Here is a 14,965-nt window from a genome sequence, read left to right on the forward strand (position 1 = left end):
CCGCGCGTACGACCCCGCCGGATCTTTAGTCGATTCTAGGAACCAAATCCAGATCGTTGCGTCGCAGCACGCTCGAGGGCGTGGAAGGCCGTGTCGATCAGGATCGCCAGCGCCGAGACGACGAGCCCGCCCTGGAGGACATAGGCCGTGTTGCCCGTGAGCAGGCCGGAGATGATCACCTCGCCGAGCGTGCTGGCCGCCACCGTCGAACCGATGGTCGCCGTCGCGAGGCCGATGACGGCCGTCAGCCGGATCCCGGAGAGGATCATCGGCAGGGCGAGCGGCAGCTCCACCTGGATGAGGCGCTGGCGTTCCGTGAGGCCCATGCCGCGCGCCGCTTCCATCAACGCCGGATCGAGACCGGAAAGGCCGGTGAGCGTCGTCTCGAAGACCGGCAGCAGACCGTACAGGACGAGGGCGATGAGGGTCGGCACCGAACCGAATCCGAAGATCGGCACGGCCAGCGCCAGGACCGCCACGGGCGGGAAGGTCTGGCCGAGATTGGCCAGAGCCCGGGCGAAGGGCAGGATGTCGCGCCCGGCCGGCCGGGTCGCCGCAACCGCGAAGCCGACGGCCAGAGCACTCGCCGCCACGGTCGCGGCGGCGACCAGCAGGAGTTGGTTGATCGTGAGTGTGAGCAGCGGGGTCTGCGTGTAGATCGGCGGCGTGTCTCCGGGGGCGAAGGGACGGAACAGGTCCGCGAAGCTCTGAGGCGTCAACAGGAACGCACTCAGCAGGGCGAGCAGCGCGAGCTTCGCCAGCCGCGTGGCCCGGCTCACGGGCGGGCGCCCTGCGCCTCGAGGGCGGTGCGCGTCACCCGGCCCAGCAGCACGCCGTCGCGGCTGACCGGCAGGGCCGGGCGCTGCGACCAGAGGCTCTCGGCCAGCGCCGCGCGCACCGAGGTGCCGGCCGGGATCGGTTCGCCCGGCGCCGGGCCCGGCTCGACGAGGTCGTCCACGACGCTGAGCGCCATGAGCTGGAAAGCCCGGTCCCCGCGCCCGAGGAGCGCGCGGACGAAATCTGTCGCCGGGGCGCCGATCAGCGCCGCCGGGGCGGCCTCCTGCACGAGGCGACCCCGGTCCATGACGGCGATCCGGTCGCCAAGATGCAGGGCCTCGTCCATGTCATGGGTCACCAGGACGACCGTGGTGCCGGTGCGCCGCTGGATCGCCAGCAGATCTGCCTGGGCCTGGCCGCGGATGATCGGATCGAGGGCGCCGAAGGGCTCGTCCATCAGCAGGACCGGCGGCTCGGCGGCCAGCGCCCGGGCGACCCCGATCCGCTGCTGCTCGCCACCGGAGAGCGCAGCCGGGAAACGATCCCGGTAGGCACCCGGATCGAGGTGGAACAGGGCGAGCAGGGCATCGACCCGGGCGGCGATGCGGCGGCGATCCCACCCCAGCAACCGCGGCACCACCGCGATATTCTCCGCCACGGTTCGGTGGGGGAACAGGCCGTGCCCCTGGATCGCATAGCCGATCCCGCGGCGCAGGATGTGGGGCGGCACGTCCCGGATGTCCCGGCCCGCGATTCGGACCGTGCCGGCACTCGGCTCGACGAGGCGGTTGATCATCCGCAGCAGAGTCGTCTTGCCGGATCCCGAGGTGCCGACGATCGTCAGGATCGTCCCGGCCTCGACCTTCAGGCTGACGTTGGACACGACCGCGCGGGCGCCGAAGACGCGGCTGACCCCGGTGAGCGCGATCATCGGATCCGCCGTCACGGCGCGCGCTCCGCCCCGCGCCCGCGGCTCACCGCGATGGCGGCGTCGAGCAGCACCGCACTGCCGCTCGCCAGCGCAACGGTCGGCAGCGCCCCGAGGAGGACGAGATCGCCCGCATTCTGGCTGATGCCCTGGAAGACGAAGACCCCGAGCCCGCCACCGCCCACAAGCCCCGCGATCACGGCCAGCCCGATATTCTGGACGAGGACGATGCGGATGCCGGTGAGCAGCGCCGGCAGTGCCAGCGGCAGGTCCACCTGAAACAGGCGCTGGCGGCCGGTCATGCCGACGCCCTGCGCCGCATCGCGCACCGGCCCGGGGACGGCGTCGAGGCCCGCCACGGTCGCGGCCGCCACGGGCAGGAGCGCGTAGGCGGACAGGGCCACGAGGGCCGGTGCCGGCCCGATCCCCGCGATCCCGAGTTCCGCCGCTCCGGGGACCGACCGGCCGATCCAGGCCAGCGGGGCGATCAGCATCCCGAACAGCGCCATGGAGGGGATGGTCTGGAGAATGTTGAGGAATCCGAGCAGCGTCCGGCGCAGGGCCGGAACCGGCCGCGCCAGGATGGCGGCCGGGATCCCGATCAGGGCGGCGACCGTCACCGACGACAAAGCGAGGCCGATATGGATCCGGACCTCACGGCCGAACGTGTCCGAATGGCCGGCATATTCCCGCATGATCGAGAGGTTGTCCCAAAAGCCGGAACGCAGCGCGAGCCCCGCCAGGACGGTGACGGCTGCGAGCGCGGCGATCCGCGTTCCGGGGCCGGGGCGCAGGCGTGCCAGCCCGTCACCGGCGGCGAGGCCGGCCACCACGAACGCCAGCCACCAGCCCGCATCCGGCGAGACCCGGCTGTAGCGGTCGCCCGGGGGTGTGAGGTGATCGGCCGCCCATCCCGCGGCGAGGCCGAGGAGCAGCAGCGCGGACGCCCCCGCGGCGAGCCGCACGGACGGGGCGACCCGCAGGGTCAGCAGCGCCGCCGCGAAGCCCACGATACCCAGGACGGCCAGAGCCGCGGCGGCCGGCAGCGCCGACCACGCCATCAGCGACGTTCCCGCCGCGATCCGGTTCGGCCGCTCGATCATCAGAGGCAGCGCGAGAAGGCTCAGGCTCAGCAGGCCGGCGAAGACCGTGCCCATCGGGTCGAGACCCGCGAGGATCCGGCCGGCCGGGCGGGCGTCTGGGCCGGGACGCATCCGGGTCGCAAAGGGTTCGCCCATCCCGAGGCTCCGTGCGCGGCCGCAGGATCGGGGCCGCGCGTGGTCTGCACTTAGCGCGTGATCCGCCGATGTGGCGACCATGCCGCGCGAGCAGGCCCAGCCTCAGGGGACGAACCCGTTCCGCCGGAGGAAATCCGCCGCAACCGCGGAGGCGGGCTCGCCGCCGATCTGCACCCGGCCGTTCAGATCCCGCAGCGTGGCGAGGTCGAGCCTGCGGAAGATCGGATCGAGGGCCGTCGCGATCTCCGGATGGGCCCGGAGGACGGCCCCGCGCACCACCGGCGCCGGCTGGTAGACCGGCTGGACGCCGCGGTCGTCCGTCATCACGACGAGGCCGGCGGCGGCGAGGCTGCCATCGGTACCGAACACCATGGCGGCGTTGGTCCCGGATGTCCCCCGCGCCGCTGCCGCGATCGTGGCCGCGGTGTCTCCGCCAGCCAGGATGACCAGCTGCTCCGGTTTCAATGTGAATCCGTAGGTCCGGCCGAAGGCCGGAAGCGCCGCCGGTGCGGTCACGAATTCCGAGGAGGCGGCGAGCTTGATGGCGCCGCCGCCGGCCACGTAGCGGCCGAAATCACTCATGGTCCGCAGGCTGTGAGCCCGGGCGACCTCCGCCCGCACGGCGATCGCCCAGGTGTTGTTGGCCGAGGCGGGGGCGAGCCAGATGAGATCGTTGGCCTTCAGGTCGAGGGTCCGGGCGGTCGCGTAGGCGGCCTGCGCGTCCTTCCAGACCGGAAGCGCCTGCTGCCCGAAGAAGAACGCCGCGTTGCCGGTATATTCGGGATAGAGATCGATCTGCCCTTCGCGCAGGGCCTGGCGCAGGATCGCCGTCGCCCCGAGCTGCGTCCGGTCGATCGTCGCGATGCCCCGGGCCGCGAGCGCCTGCAGGATGATGGCTCCCAGAACCCCGCCCTCGGTGTCGAGCTTGGAGGCGACCACGACGCCCCCCGCCTGCACGGACGTCACGGCGAGGAACAGCACGACGAGCCCCGCGAGGATCCGCTTGCCCATCGATCCGAGATCTCCTGCCTGCGCGGTTTCCAGTGCGCGAAACGGTCGTCGGCGGCAAGCCGCGGCGCCACCCGGTCCCAGGTGCGCCGACTGCGTCCGCGGTCCGAAACCCGCGGATTTCAAAGACTGAATCAAGTCTTCGAAATCCGGTTAAGGCTACTTAACCTTGACGCGAACTTGCGCTGAACCTCCGCGATCCATGGGATATATACACGCTCAGGTTGTTTCTGATGGAGCCGAGTCGGACACATGTCGTATTCGATCTTCGTCCGCGATCTCACCCACGACGATGGGCGCGCGCCGCAACTCCTGGCCTACGATATTCACGACCGGTCGATGGCCGCCTCCCTGGTATCGGTGATCGCCACCTCGTACCGGGATCACGGGTTCAATCCGGCCACGCGGGTGCACTGGTTCCGGGCTGAAGGCTCGGTGCACGAGATCTACACCTGGCCGCAGGCCTGAGGGCGGGACCGCCGCGTCAGGTGCCGCAGAAGGTCCGGTAGCCCACCCCACCGTCCTCCGGGGCCTCCGCGTAGCGGGCGTGCTCCGGCTGGTCGGCGTAGGGCCGTGCCAGGACGGCGAGCAGAGTCTCGAACGGCGCGAAGTCGTCGCGCTCCACGGCCGCCGCGATCATCGCCTCAACCTGATGGTTGCGCGGGGTGAAGGCCGGGTTCGTGGCCCGCATTCCGGCAGCGATGTCGGCCGGATCGCGCGTCTCCTGCGCCAGCCGCGTCCGCCAGCCGGCGGCCCAACCGTCATAGGCGGTGGGATCGACGAACAGGTCGCGCACCGCCCCGCCGCCCTCCGGATGCTCCGCTGCCCCGCAGAGCGCCCGGAAGGTCAGGGTGAAGTCGGCCTGGTTCTCGGCCATCCGCTTCAGGAGGTCGCCCGCCAGCGCGGGGTCACCCTCACGAACCGGGCCAAGCCCAAGCTTGCGGTTGAGGCCGCCGTGATAGGCGGCCTCGAAACGCGGCGCGTAGCCGGCGAGCGCCGCCTCGGCCGAGGCGACCGCCTCGGTCTCGTCCTCTGCGAGCAGCGGCAACAGGGTCTCGGCGAGCCGGGTCAGGTTCCAGAGCGCGATGCGCGGCTGCTCGCCGTAGGCGTAGCGTCCGGCCCGGTCGATGGAACTGTAGACCGTGCGGGGATCGTAGGCGTCGAGGAAGGCGCAGGGGCCGTAATCGATCGTCTCGCCGGCCACCGACATGTTGTCGGTGTTCATCACCCCGTGGACGAAGCCGACGAGCAGCCAGCGCGCCACCAGTTCGGCCTGGGCGGTGATCACGGATTCGAGCAGCGCCCGGTAGGGATTGGCGGCCTGCGCGGCCTCCGGATAGTGCCGGGCCACGACGTGGTCGGCGAGGGCCCGCAACCCCTCGACATCGCCCCTTGCGGCGAAGAACTGGAAGGTGCCGACCCGGATATGGCTCGCCGCCACCCGGGTCAGCACCGCGCCGGGCAGCAGGGTCTCGCGCGCCACCGGCTCGCCGGTGGCGATGGCGGCGAGCGCCCGGGTGGTCGGGATGCCGAGCGCCGCCATGGCCTCGCTGACGAGGTACTCGCGCAGCACCGGCCCCAAAGCCGCCCGGCCGTCGCCGCGCCGGGAGAACGGCGTCGGCCCCGCGCCCTTCAGCTGGATGTCGCGGCGGCGTCCGTCCCGGTCGATCACCTCGCCGAGCAGGATCGCCCGGCCGTCGCCGAGCTGCGGCACGAACTGGCCGAACTGGTGCCCGGCATAGGCCGTGGCGATCGGGTCGGCGCCCTCCGGGATCGCGTTCCCCGCCAGCGCCGCCAAGCCCGCCGGACCGGCGAGCCAGTCCGGGTCGAGGCCCAGATCCGCCGCGAGCACCCGGTTCAGCCGGATCAGGCGGGGTGCTGCCACGGGCGTGGGCGAGCGGCGCGCGTAGAAGCGCTCGGGCAGGCGGGCGTAGCTGTTGTCGAAGGGAAGTGCCGTCATCGGAGCGATCTATGAATGAGGGATCGGACGGGCAAGCGGAGCCGCGCCGGGGTCAGACGGAGCAGGCAATGCCGGTGAGTGCCTCCGAGACCGACCAGAGCCGTTCGGCGGCGGCCCTGTCGCGGGCCTGGGCGGCGATGGCGGCGCGGGTCGGATGGCCGCGGAGTTCCCAGAGCCCGTCCGGCCCGTAATAGGTGCCGCCCTCGGCGTCCGGCGCCGTGGACGCGTAGAGGAGGGGCAGCGCCCCCTGTGCGGCGGACTGGCCGATCACCGAGAAGATCGCGTGCCCGGCGAGCCGCTGGACCGGTCCCGCCCGGTCCCCGCGGCGGAAGACGTCGGTCCGGGCCGCGCCGGGATGGACCGGGATCGACCGGATCGGTGAGTTCGCTGCCCGCAATCGCCGGTCGAGCTCCAGTCCGAACATCAGCATCGCGAGCTTCGACTGCCGGTAGGCCCGCTGCGGACCGTAGGAATGCCGGGCTTGCAGGTCGTCGAACCGGATCCGCCCGGACCGGTGGGCGAGGCTCGCCACCGCGACGATCCGGGATGCGGGCCCGCGTGCAACGAAGGGTAGGAGCAGCCCGGTCAGAGCGAAATGGCCGAGATAGTTCGTGCCGAGCTGGCGCTCGAACCCGTCCACGGTCTCCTCGCGGCGCGGGACGGTGGCGATGCCGGCATTGAGCAGGAGGATGTCGATCGGCCGACCCCCGGAGCGCCATCGTTCGCCGAAGGCCCGGACGGAGGCGAGGCGCGCGGTATCGAGGGGCTGCGCGGTGAGCGTGGCATCCGGGTGCTGGCGGCGGATCGACGCCATCGCGCGCTCCGCCTTCGCGGCATCCCGGGCGGCCAGGATCACCTCGGCCCCCGCCCCCGCCAGGGCGAGGGCGGCCTCGTAGCCGATCCCGCTCGTGGCGCCGGTGACGATCGCCAGCCGCCCGGTCTGGCTCCGCATGGCGCGCTTCGTCCACCGGGTTTCAGGCATGGTCTGTCGAATCTCCGCTCTCCGGCTAATCCTCCGGCGGTGAGGCGGTTCGTTCAGGCATCGGCCGGGCTGATTGCCCCTGCACCGGGGACCGGACAGGTTGGGGCGAGGGCCGGCGCGCGTCGCCGCGTCCGCTCCCGGATGGCCAGTGCCGCGACCGCCAGGACAGCCCCGGCCAGCAGGTCCGGCAGATAATGGCCGCCCGCGCCGAGCGTCGCCACGATCACGGCCGCGTTCAGGAGGATCGCAAGCGGGCCGAGAACCGGAAGCGGCGCCAGCGCCCAGCCCGTCAGGATCGCGAGGCACACGTGGAAGGACGGGAAGGTGGCCAGCCCCCGCAACGCGCCAAGGGCCAGCGAGTCCATCGTGCCGGCCCGCAGTCGCGCCACCGGCTTCAGGTGCCAGAGGGCGCCGACCGTCTCGATCGGTTCGGACGGGACGACGCGCGGCGCGTAGGTGGCGTAGGGTCCGAGCGCCGGGAACAGGGCGGCGACGACGATCACGCATAGGAGCGTGACGGAAAACAGCCGCGCATAGGCCCAGAGCCGCCCGAGCCGGCGGGTGGCGCTCAGCGCGATCACCACGATCCCGACCTGCGGTCCGCTGGAATGGTAGGCCAGCGCCAGCCACCACGATAGGGTCGGATGCCGCGCCAGGAAGGCGACGTAGGCGGTCCAGTCGAAGCCGAGTCCCGCCTCGAACCGGGCGAGCGCGCCATCGACGAAGGGCAGCCTCAGGCCCGCCGCGAGGACGTGCAGCACCGCGACCGGCACCGTGAAGGCGATCAAGTACGCGCTCGCCAGGGCCATCCCGCGCAGCGGCGGATCCGACTTCACCGTGGAGAGGCAGGCGGCGGCAACCAGCAGGACGACCACGATCGCGGCCGCAACCGCGAAACCCATCGGCACCACCGCCATATCGGCGGCCCGCATCCAGGCTGCATCGATCCCGATGATGGCCAGGCTCAAGGCCCAGAGCCGAGGATCGGGGGCGGCGATCCCCAGCGTGATGCGGCGCAAGCCGCGCAGCCGGGAGAGGACGGTGGGCCGGGATTGGGCTTCAGCGACCCGCGCGGGAGGTATCATCCGGTTCTGCTCGGCACGGCCGATACGTGGCCGCACGAGACAGACGCGCAGCAACCGCAATGGTTCGGCGGCGGACGATGCAGCCGTGAACGGGCGTGTTATCGGCCCGAGGCGGGCGGCGCACCGGCAGAGGGCGGTTTGCCGCTGCCGACGGAGCCCTCGGTCGGCGGCACGGCGGCCGGATCGGTCACGGCCTCCGTCGCCGTCTTGCCCGGCTCCTTGGTGTCGGCCGCGGGCTTGGGCGCAGTCTCGGTCTTCGGCGCTGCTCCGGTCCGCTCCTGTGCCCAGGCTGTCGCCGGGAGGCCGGCGAGGGTCGTAGCGGCGAGACAGGCGAGGATCGATCGGTTCAAGGGCGGCTCCCGGGTGTACCATGGGCAACCGCCGGTCGCCCGCGTCGTTCCGGTTCCGGGCGGGCGCACCGTCCGGAACCAGCGGATCGGCGGGGTCAGGCCTACGCGTCGGCCTTCTTGGCCTTGCGGCCCTTGGCGGGCTTGGCAGTCTCACCCCGCTCCGACGATGCCGTGACGGCCTCGGACGCCTCGGCCTGCTTCGCCGCCGGGCTCCGGCGCTTGTGGCCGAGGCCGGCATTGCGGGCGAATTCGGCCCGCATCGCCGAGTAGGTCGATGCGGTCGTCGGGTAGTCCGGCGGCAGGCCGTAGCGCTGCCGGTACTGCTCGATCGTCATGCCGTTGCCGGTCAGGTGGCGCTTCAACGTCTTGTACGGCTTGCCGTCGATGAAGCTGATCAGCGCGTCCGGCGTAATCGATTTCTTGATCTGAGCGGGCGTTGCCTTCTTGAAATCCGGCTCGGTCGGTGTCGAGCTCTGGCCAAGCCCCGTCAGCGCAGCATGCACGCCTGACAGAAGCGACGGCAGATCGGGCATCGGAACGGAATTGTTGGCTACATAAGCCGAGACGATATCCGCAGCCAGCTCGACGAAATCGATCTGGTCTTGGTTCGGGATTGATGTGCTGTCGTCCATCTGCGCCTCTCACGCGGGGATGCGCCATGAACGTGGCGTTCTTTGCCGGCAGTCAAGGGCTAATCTGATTGAATATAACCAATCATGGTCGTTATCTACCGGTTGCGCGGCAGATGCCAACATAGATCAAGAGGCACGCGGCTGCTGGATAACTTCAGTTACAATGTGGTGGGGTTTGGCGGTGCGGTCGGCCGCGTAGCACCGATGCCGGCGTCACACCGATGGTGGAACGCCGGGATGGCGTGTCGTGCACGGGACGGCGTCGCCGCGCTGGGGGCGCCTCGGCTTCAGGCGCTGGCGGCCGTTCCCTGCTGCTGCGCGATGGCGCCCCGCGTCCCTGATGGGGCTATCGCCTGAAGCACCCGGCCGGGGCTCGAGCTGTAATCCGCCCGATAGGTCCGCTCCAGGGTCATCAGCGCGCGCATCGGCGCCTCGGCCAGATCGAGCAGGCGCGCGTCGCGCCAGCGCAGTTTGGTCAGACCGCCGCGGCGCAGCCACCGCGGCCTCTCCTCCTCGACGAGCAGGACCAACTTGCCCGTCCACGTCTTGCGAAACCAGAACCGTCCCGTGAGCTTGGTCGCGCCGAACATGAAACCCTCGCGTGCATGCCCCCGAAATGCCCCGCTCAAACAATGCGCAGGGAGCGGGGCGGTTTCCGCACGGCGCGGGGGGGCGCGCCAAAAATCCGGCTGCGCCCCACGTGGGTCATTCCGCCGTGCTCGGAGCGCTTTCCGCCGGGGGATATCGGGCCGGCGAAGGAGGGCACCCGGCCCGAAGGCTTAGAGGCGTGCGCTTGCCCGTGCATCCGGGCGTCGGCGCGCCACGATCGTGACCGCCAGGCCCGCCACCGCGCCGGCCAGCGCCGCGCCGGCCTTCACGAGGAAATCGTCGAACCGGCCATGGCGCGTGCTGGTCAGGGTCTGCGCCGCCTCCAGGCCCCCGGCGAGGAGGACGCTGCCGATCAGAATCGGGAACCGATACCGCGGGTAGCCCACCATCATGAGGAGGCCGGCGAGCGCGTAGGCCGCGATCCGCTCGATGCTCGGGTTGGCGGTGACCACCGGCCGAAGGCCGATCGGCACGAGCGTGACGGCCACGATGAGAGCCACCAGGAGCCAGGCCGCGATGCGTACCAGGCCGTGCCGCGTGTCCGATTGAAGCATCTCCCCTCCGTAACCTCGCGCTGACGGCTCGGGTCTACAATGTCTGCCGGCCGTTGCCTGTCGCTTAACGGCTACCGAGGATCGGAAAGCCTGATCATGCGCGGTCTCCTGGTCGCCACGACGCTGTTCGCGGTCCTGATGATACCCCCCGCCGACGCAGGCAATCCGGCGCGGGACGTGCTGTGGGTCGCGCTGCAGGGCTGCGTCCTCGCTAAGAAGGCCGCCGGCCGGAGCTTCCCCTGCCTGTCGGTCGATCTCGGCGACGGCGAGCGGCCGGGGACAGCGGTGCTGCGGGCGCCGGGCCAGCCGACCCACACGGTCGTGATGCCCACCGACAACGTGTCGGGGATCGAAGCCTCCGTGCTTCAGGGGCCGTCCGGCGCCGCCTATTGGCGGGCAGCCCTCGAGGCGCGGCATTTCGTGTCGGACGCCCTTCAGGGCCGCCTGCCGGTGGCCGCCGTGGGGCTGGAGGTGAACTCCGTTGGCGGGCGCAGCCAGGATCAGCTGCACATCCACCTCGACTGCATGCATCGCGGCGTCATGGCGGCCCTGAAGGCGCATGGTGCGGCGGTCGGCGAGCGCTGGGCCCCGTTCCCGGTTCCGTTGGGGGAGGAGCAATACCTCGCCCTGCGGGTGCCGGCGGAGGCGGTGGAGCGCTTCAACCCGTTCGCGGCGCTCGCCGGCGTGCCGGGTTGGAACGGAACGCTGCACGATGCGAGCTTCGCCGCGGTGGCGGCCGATCCGGATGATCCCCGGGCCGGCATGATCGTCCTGGCCTACAGGATGCCGGAGGCGAGCGCCGAGGAACTGATGGATCACGCCTGCCGGGCAATCCGCCCGCGCCGTGGCAGCTGAGCGCCGAGGGCACCGTACTGTTGCCGATCCGTTCTATCCAACCGTTATGGTCTTGGGCCATAGAGCGGCGATGCGCATGCCGCTGCACGAGTCCTGTCCCTCTGCGCCGAGCCCGGTTCGGCGGGCGGCGGCGCGGCATGAGAGGCGCCCGGGACTCGGGCTCGGCCTGTGTGTGACCCTTGCCCTGGTCGCCGGCCCGGCGCAGGCGGGCCCGGCGGCCGATCCGGCCGATCCCCGCGTGCTGGAACGCGCCTGGCATCGCTGCCTGCGGGACGCTTCCGCGCACCAGCCGGCGGGGCAGAGCCGCGCTGGCGACGAGCGCAACGCCCTGGACGAATGTAAGACCCGGGAGGATGCGCTGGTGGCGGCGCTGATGGCGGGGCACCACGCCGAGGACGACCGGACCGGGACGGTCTGGTCGCGGACCTGGGCTGCCTTCGTGGAACCGTTGACGGCCTGGATCGGCGCGCTGCGGCGCTGAACGCCGGGCTCTCCCGGTCAGGAGGTCGACCACTCGCGCTTGACCTCATCGGCCGGCCGGTCGAGGTGAACCTTGCCGTCCTTGACCGCATGCACGAAGTCGACGGGAATGTAGTGGTGCAAGCCGCCCGAGGCGGCATCGCTCTTGGTGAGCTTGATCTCGCCCTTGTCGACGTGATCGACGGTGCCGACATGGGCTCCGTCCGAGCCGACCACTTCGGCGTGTTCCTGAATCTGTGCAACGTCGGTCATCGGGACCCTCCCTGATTTCCGACGACAACCACCCCCGTCTGGCGCTGTTCCGGCCGGAACCCGGTGGGCCACCCGCCGCGGCGTCGCACCGCGTCGGTCGTGCCGAACCGGAAGGCGGGCTGATCGTTGGGCCCGCATGACCGATACCAACACTTCGCCGCACATCGATCCGCTCGTCGAGGCCCGCCGCCGCGAGATGGCGACCGAGCACCTGCTGTTCGGGACGATCCGCTTCCTCGCTCAGCGCCACCCGGAGCTGCTGGATGAGCTCGACGGCAGCCTCGACCACCTCTGGGACACGGTTGAGGGCGAGGCGCGGGACGATGCGGCCGTGCGCAAGATCGCAAGCCGCATCATCAAGAGCCTGCGGGCCGAGCGCTGAGCCGACCCTGTCCGGTGCTACCGGTGGGCGTTCTCGTTCAGCCGGATGCTCGGGATCATCTCGACCGCCTTCTTGGTCACACGCTCGAAGACGTCGCCGGTCAGGCCCCGCTCGGCTGCGAGTTTCCGGATCCGCTCCGCATGCTGTGAAAGCGTAAGGCCGAAGTACGTCTTCTCTGTCGTCTGATCGACAGCCTCGTTCGCCACGCGTTCGCTCCTGTTCGTGGGTGCGTTGGGGATGGCTGATGTGGCCGATACTGCGCGGCCGTTCAAGACACCTTGCGCGATCGCTGCCTTGCTAGAGGGCCGGACCCGGAGCGTCTCGCGCGATCCAGGTCCGGCCGATGGCCTCAGCGCGAACAGCCGATGCAGATGCCGCGGGTGATTGCGTCGTTGTGCTCCTCGTTGGTGCTGCGCCGATCGATGCTGCCGGTCTCCCGGGGACCGAGGGCACCGGGGTTCGGCACCGTCTGGCCCGTCGTGGTGGTATGGGGGGCCTTGGCGGTCGAGGCCGGGCCGCCGCCCGTGCCGGTCTCGCTCACCGGGTCCGCAAAGGCCGGCAGTGACACGAGGGCGAGGGCGGCGGTCATCGCGAAGATCGTCGGCATACGCATGGGAAGCTCCTGGGACGGCGAGCGTTTGTCTGTGGAATCGACGCCTGCGAACGGTTGAAGTTCCCGCCGAATCGCAGCCCGTACCGCATCCTGACGGCGCGGCGGCCATGGCCTATGAGGATGGGCGAGGATCGGAGAAGGGGCGCAGGGATGGGCAACGGCGACGGTACCCACCCGCCGCATGCGAAGGTCGCGGAGGTCCAGCGCCTCGCGACGGCGCTTGCGGCCCGGGTCCGCTATGCGCAACTCGTCGGCCGGCCAGTCTACGAGGAGCAGATCGCCGCCCTCGTCGGCGCCGCGCGCCTGCTGGACGCGGAGAACGCCCCGTGGCCGCCCATGGTCGAGGAGGTGCTGACCGAGCTGGCCAAGTCCCTCGACGGGCCTGATCCAGCCGCGCAGGGCGTCGGCCCTTGAAGGCGCGGCGCCGAGAACCACGCTTGTCTATAACAGCGGTGGGACGAGGCAGAGCGCGATGGAGCAGGACACCCCGGCGGTCGATCGAACCGCCCGCACGATCGCCGAGAACGTCTACGCGGCCTACTGGCGCCAGGCGCGAGGGTCGGACCACCCGCAGACCGAGCAGACCTTGCTCGCCCGGCTGATCGAGGCGATCCGGCCGGAGATCCCGGGCGGCTCCCCCGGCGCGATCATCGCGGCGGCGAACGCCGCTCTCGATGCCCTCGAGCAGCGCAGCCCGGAGATCCGCGGGCCCCGGGTGACCGCCTTCAACCGGGCGGATGGCACCGTGGTGGTGGGGCCGCCCGGCGCGATGGGAACGTCGGCGGTCTAGGCCGGGATCTCCGCGATGGAGCGCGGCTCCTGGACGGGCCGATTGCCGGCCTGGCGGCGCAGGCGTGCCAGCGCGGGATAGGCCCGCAGCCGCGCCCGGTTGATCGAGCCGAGGGGGCGATGCGCCGCAAGGCTGTGCGAGACGCAGAACGACAGGGCCTCGTCGACATGGGCCCGGCGCTCCGGGCTGAAGGCCTCCTGCCGGGGGAACCGCAGCCGGGCCACCGTCTGGTAGGGGCTCTCGTTCTCGCGCCATTCCGCGCTGGCATCCTCGACCGGCATCCGGTCGAGATCGGTGCAAAGCTGGACACGCACGTCGAACGTCGCGTCGTGGTCCCGAAGGTACCCCACCGTCGCCGTGCGCAGCGCGTCGGGATCCGTGCCGATCTCCACCGGAGCGTCCGCGAGGGCGCGCTGGGCAGGTCCCATAGGGACCACGGCGAGCTTGGCGATGTAGTCGCCGAAGCGGAGCGGCGCCTGCGAGAAGTAGGCCTCCGCCAGGGGATGGACCCGGGGGTGGCCGAAGAAGTCGAGCAGGGCGCTCCCCGCGCCCACGGCGTCGAGCGCCGCGTTCCCGGCCCGCGACACGCTTGAGATCGCCGCCTTGACCCCATCCGGGATCTGCGAGCCGTGCTCGAGCGCGCGGTGGTTCGCCAGGAACTGCGCGGCGGTCCCGGCGGCGAAGCGGTCGCCGCTGTCGAGCACGAAGTCCTGGGTCCGCTCCCTCGCATGCTCCGGCAGCATCGTGCCGGGCACGCCGATCACCTTGAACGCGAATCCGCGCTGGGTGGCGACCGCGTCGGAGGCGATCTCGCCGGGCACGTTGGCGAGCCGGGCCACCACGGGATAGCGCGCCTGCTCCGCGAACAGGCCCTGCCGCAGCCAGGGCGGCAGGTTCGGCAGGACCTCCAGTTCGCCGATAGCGGCGCCGTGCATCTTGCCGTGCGAGGCCCGCACCGGCCGGCCGAAGATCTCCAGGTTGCGGGCGTGCAGCCGCGTCTGCGAGGCGATGATCCGGTCGATCGTCGCCTCCTCGTCCGGCCCGACCGTCTCGACGGTGGCGCGGTAGCGAACATAGGGGAGGTCGGCCGGGTTCGGCGGGACGAAGCGCGCGCGGTCGCGGGCCTTCAGCCAGATGGCGGTATCGAGGATGACCACCGGCGCGACCGCCAGGGCTGCCGCAAGGGTGCGGCCGCGCCGCGGGTTCGCAGGCATGGCGCGCAGGCCCAGCAGACCGGCGTCGAGCAGGTCGCCCGCCACGCGCAGGCCGAGATGTCGCTCCGGCTCCGCGGCGGCCAGGATGGCCACGCCCGTGGCGATCTCGCGCAGCCCGTAGAGCTGGAGGGTGCCCTCGTGGCCCTGCAGCCCCGTCGCCCAGGCGACGCGGCGCGGGGCAAGGGTCTCGGCGAGGCCGAGGCCGATCCCGAACCAGGCCAGCCCGCGGGCCATCATGCGATCATCCATGGAAAAC

Annotated in this window: 21 protein-coding genes; 6 read left to right on the top strand and 15 right to left on the bottom strand. The window is 71.3% G+C overall.

Translation table 11 applies throughout. From position 1 onward, the window contains the following. Window positions 1-35: 35 nt before the first annotated feature. The 4 genes from BLQ49_RS15495 to osmF all read right to left on the bottom strand — a co-directional run bounded on the left by BLQ49_RS15495 (window position 36) and on the right by osmF (window position 3,954). A complete protein-coding gene (locus BLQ49_RS15495) occupies window positions 36-779 on the bottom strand; it encodes an ABC transporter permease (protein WP_091717154.1) in 744 nt (247 codons plus the stop codon). Further along, the gene (locus BLQ49_RS15500) at window positions 776-1,708 is read right to left on the bottom strand and encodes an ABC transporter ATP-binding protein (RefSeq protein WP_091717526.1); all 933 of its coding nucleotides are present in this window, start codon (window positions 1,706-1,708) and stop codon (window positions 776-778) included. The genes BLQ49_RS15495 and BLQ49_RS15500 overlap by 4 nt, the downstream gene beginning before the upstream one ends. Before the next feature lie 11 nt (window positions 1,709-1,719). Continuing rightward, entirely contained in the window at window positions 1,720-2,943 is a 1,224-nt protein-coding gene (locus BLQ49_RS15505) for an ABC transporter permease (RefSeq protein ID WP_342028192.1), read from the bottom strand. Window positions 2,944-3,045: 102 nt separating this feature from the next. Next, window positions 3,046-3,954 carry a glycine betaine ABC transporter substrate-binding protein OsmF gene (gene osmF, locus BLQ49_RS15510; RefSeq protein ID WP_091717155.1) on the bottom strand — a complete coding sequence of 303 codons (909 nt, stop codon included), beginning with the start codon at window positions 3,952-3,954 and terminating at the stop codon, window positions 3,046-3,048. Between the two features lie 249 nt (window positions 3,955-4,203). On the opposite strand from osmF, the gene BLQ49_RS15515 reads away from it, so the two are divergent. Then, a complete protein-coding gene (locus BLQ49_RS15515) occupies window positions 4,204-4,419 on the top strand; it encodes a hypothetical protein (protein WP_091717157.1) in 216 nt (71 codons plus the stop codon). 16 nt (window positions 4,420-4,435) lie between these two features. Here BLQ49_RS15515 and BLQ49_RS15520 read toward each other — a convergent pair whose 3' ends face one another. The 7 genes from BLQ49_RS15520 to BLQ49_RS15550 form a co-directional block, all read right to left on the bottom strand. After that, entirely contained in the window at window positions 4,436-5,911 is a 1,476-nt protein-coding gene (locus BLQ49_RS15520; RefSeq protein ID WP_091717159.1) for a protein adenylyltransferase SelO, read from the bottom strand. 52 nt (window positions 5,912-5,963) lie between these two features. Beyond that, window positions 5,964-6,893, bottom strand: a complete 930-nt coding sequence (locus BLQ49_RS15525) for an oxidoreductase (protein ID WP_091717161.1) — start codon at window positions 6,891-6,893, stop codon at window positions 5,964-5,966. 53 nt (window positions 6,894-6,946) lie between these two features. Further along, window positions 6,947-7,978: a phosphatase PAP2 family protein gene (locus BLQ49_RS15530; RefSeq protein WP_091717530.1), complete on the bottom strand. Its 1,032-nt coding sequence runs from the start codon at window positions 7,976-7,978 to the stop codon at window positions 6,947-6,949. Window positions 7,979-8,076: 98 nt separating this feature from the next. After that, window positions 8,077-8,328 (bottom strand): hypothetical protein, encoded by a 252-nt coding sequence (locus BLQ49_RS15535; RefSeq protein ID WP_091717163.1) that lies wholly within the window; start codon window positions 8,326-8,328, stop codon window positions 8,077-8,079. A gap of 101 nt (window positions 8,329-8,429) precedes the next feature. Beyond that, window positions 8,430-8,960 (bottom strand): Ros/MucR family transcriptional regulator, encoded by a 531-nt coding sequence (locus BLQ49_RS15540; protein WP_091717164.1) that lies wholly within the window; start codon window positions 8,958-8,960, stop codon window positions 8,430-8,432. A 287-nt stretch (window positions 8,961-9,247) separates the two neighbouring features. After that, window positions 9,248-9,550, bottom strand: coding sequence for a hypothetical protein (locus tag BLQ49_RS15545; protein WP_091717166.1), 303 nt, complete (start codon window positions 9,548-9,550; stop codon window positions 9,248-9,250). 189 nt (window positions 9,551-9,739) lie between these two features. Next, entirely contained in the window at window positions 9,740-10,123 is a 384-nt protein-coding gene (locus BLQ49_RS15550) for a hypothetical protein (RefSeq protein ID WP_091717168.1), read from the bottom strand. 96 nt (window positions 10,124-10,219) lie between these two features. Here BLQ49_RS15550 and BLQ49_RS15555 point away from each other — a divergent pair, with 96 nt between their 5' ends. Further along, entirely contained in the window at window positions 10,220-10,978 is a 759-nt protein-coding gene (locus tag BLQ49_RS15555; RefSeq protein WP_091717170.1) for a CDP-diacylglycerol diphosphatase, read from the top strand. A 172-nt stretch (window positions 10,979-11,150) separates the two neighbouring features. Next, the gene (locus BLQ49_RS15560; RefSeq protein ID WP_244507614.1) at window positions 11,151-11,459 is read left to right on the top strand and encodes a hypothetical protein; all 309 of its coding nucleotides are present in this window, start codon (window positions 11,151-11,153) and stop codon (window positions 11,457-11,459) included. 17 nt (window positions 11,460-11,476) lie between these two features. Here BLQ49_RS15560 and BLQ49_RS15565 read toward each other — a convergent pair whose 3' ends face one another. Further along, window positions 11,477-11,710, bottom strand: coding sequence for a DUF2171 domain-containing protein (locus tag BLQ49_RS15565; protein ID WP_091717172.1), 234 nt, complete (start codon window positions 11,708-11,710; stop codon window positions 11,477-11,479). Window positions 11,711-11,846: 136 nt separating this feature from the next. On the opposite strand from BLQ49_RS15565, the gene BLQ49_RS15570 reads away from it, so the two are divergent. Continuing rightward, entirely contained in the window at window positions 11,847-12,092 is a 246-nt protein-coding gene (locus tag BLQ49_RS15570; RefSeq protein WP_208859064.1) for a hypothetical protein, read from the top strand. Between the two features lie 17 nt (window positions 12,093-12,109). Here the strand turns inward: BLQ49_RS15570 and BLQ49_RS15575 are convergent, their stop codons facing one another. Next, window positions 12,110-12,298: a hypothetical protein gene (locus BLQ49_RS15575; protein ID WP_091717174.1), complete on the bottom strand. Its 189-nt coding sequence runs from the start codon at window positions 12,296-12,298 to the stop codon at window positions 12,110-12,112. A gap of 143 nt (window positions 12,299-12,441) precedes the next feature. Beyond that, the gene (locus BLQ49_RS15580; protein ID WP_244507615.1) at window positions 12,442-12,705 is read right to left on the bottom strand and encodes a hypothetical protein; all 264 of its coding nucleotides are present in this window, start codon (window positions 12,703-12,705) and stop codon (window positions 12,442-12,444) included. A 150-nt stretch (window positions 12,706-12,855) separates the two neighbouring features. On the opposite strand from BLQ49_RS15580, the gene BLQ49_RS15585 reads away from it, so the two are divergent. Beyond that, entirely contained in the window at window positions 12,856-13,119 is a 264-nt protein-coding gene (locus BLQ49_RS15585) for a hypothetical protein (RefSeq protein WP_091717176.1), read from the top strand. Between the two features lie 58 nt (window positions 13,120-13,177). Next, window positions 13,178-13,495: a hypothetical protein gene (locus BLQ49_RS15590; RefSeq protein WP_091717178.1), complete on the top strand. Its 318-nt coding sequence runs from the start codon at window positions 13,178-13,180 to the stop codon at window positions 13,493-13,495. Here the strand turns inward: BLQ49_RS15590 and BLQ49_RS15595 are convergent. Next, window positions 13,492-14,958, bottom strand: a complete 1,467-nt coding sequence (locus tag BLQ49_RS15595) for a catalase family protein (protein WP_244507616.1) — start codon at window positions 14,956-14,958, stop codon at window positions 13,492-13,494. The two genes, BLQ49_RS15590 and BLQ49_RS15595, sit on opposite strands and share 4 nt — an antisense overlap. Window positions 14,959-14,965: the final 7 nt, after the last annotated feature.

The sequence above is a fragment of the Methylobacterium phyllostachyos genome (assembly GCF_900103445.1).
Taxonomy (GTDB): Bacteria; Pseudomonadota; Alphaproteobacteria; order Rhizobiales; family Beijerinckiaceae; genus Methylobacterium; species Methylobacterium phyllostachyos.

What these genes read in the sequence shown, in the direction of transcription:
- BLQ49_RS15530 (WP_091717530.1), bottom strand. Translation starts at nt 7,978, where the DNA reads ATGATACCTCCCGCGCGGGTCGCTGAAGCCCAATCCCGGCCCACCGTC.
- BLQ49_RS15500 (WP_091717526.1), bottom strand. Translation starts at nt 1,708, where the DNA reads ATGATCGCGCTCACCGGGGTCAGCCGCGTCTTCGGCGCCCGCGCGGTC.
- BLQ49_RS15565 (WP_091717172.1), bottom strand. Translation starts at nt 11,710, where the DNA reads ATGACCGACGTTGCACAGATTCAGGAACACGCCGAAGTGGTCGGCTCG.
- BLQ49_RS15525 (WP_091717161.1), bottom strand. Translation starts at nt 6,893, where the DNA reads ATGCCTGAAACCCGGTGGACGAAGCGCGCCATGCGGAGCCAGACCGGG.
- BLQ49_RS15515 (WP_091717157.1), top strand. Translation starts at nt 4,204, where the DNA reads ATGTCGTATTCGATCTTCGTCCGCGATCTCACCCACGACGATGGGCGC.
- osmF (WP_091717155.1), bottom strand. Translation starts at nt 3,954, where the DNA reads ATGGGCAAGCGGATCCTCGCGGGGCTCGTCGTGCTGTTCCTCGCCGTG.
- BLQ49_RS15550 (WP_091717168.1), bottom strand. Translation starts at nt 10,123, where the DNA reads ATGCTTCAATCGGACACGCGGCACGGCCTGGTACGCATCGCGGCCTGG.
- BLQ49_RS15590 (WP_091717178.1), top strand. Translation starts at nt 13,178, where the DNA reads ATGGAGCAGGACACCCCGGCGGTCGATCGAACCGCCCGCACGATCGCC.
- BLQ49_RS15555 (WP_091717170.1), top strand. Translation starts at nt 10,220, where the DNA reads ATGCGCGGTCTCCTGGTCGCCACGACGCTGTTCGCGGTCCTGATGATA.
- BLQ49_RS15580 (WP_244507615.1), bottom strand. Translation starts at nt 12,705, where the DNA reads ATGCGTATGCCGACGATCTTCGCGATGACCGCCGCCCTCGCCCTCGTG.
- BLQ49_RS15570 (WP_208859064.1), top strand. Translation starts at nt 11,847, where the DNA reads ATGACCGATACCAACACTTCGCCGCACATCGATCCGCTCGTCGAGGCC.
- BLQ49_RS15585 (WP_091717176.1), top strand. Translation starts at nt 12,856, where the DNA reads ATGGGCAACGGCGACGGTACCCACCCGCCGCATGCGAAGGTCGCGGAG.
- BLQ49_RS15505 (WP_342028192.1), bottom strand. Translation starts at nt 2,943, where the DNA reads ATGGGCGAACCCTTTGCGACCCGGATGCGTCCCGGCCCAGACGCCCGC.
- BLQ49_RS15595 (WP_244507616.1), bottom strand. Translation starts at nt 14,958, where the DNA reads ATGGATGATCGCATGATGGCCCGCGGGCTGGCCTGGTTCGGGATCGGC.
- BLQ49_RS15540 (WP_091717164.1), bottom strand. Translation starts at nt 8,960, where the DNA reads ATGGACGACAGCACATCAATCCCGAACCAAGACCAGATCGATTTCGTC.
- BLQ49_RS15520 (WP_091717159.1), bottom strand. Translation starts at nt 5,911, where the DNA reads ATGACGGCACTTCCCTTCGACAACAGCTACGCCCGCCTGCCCGAGCGC.
- BLQ49_RS15545 (WP_091717166.1), bottom strand. Translation starts at nt 9,550, where the DNA reads ATGTTCGGCGCGACCAAGCTCACGGGACGGTTCTGGTTTCGCAAGACG.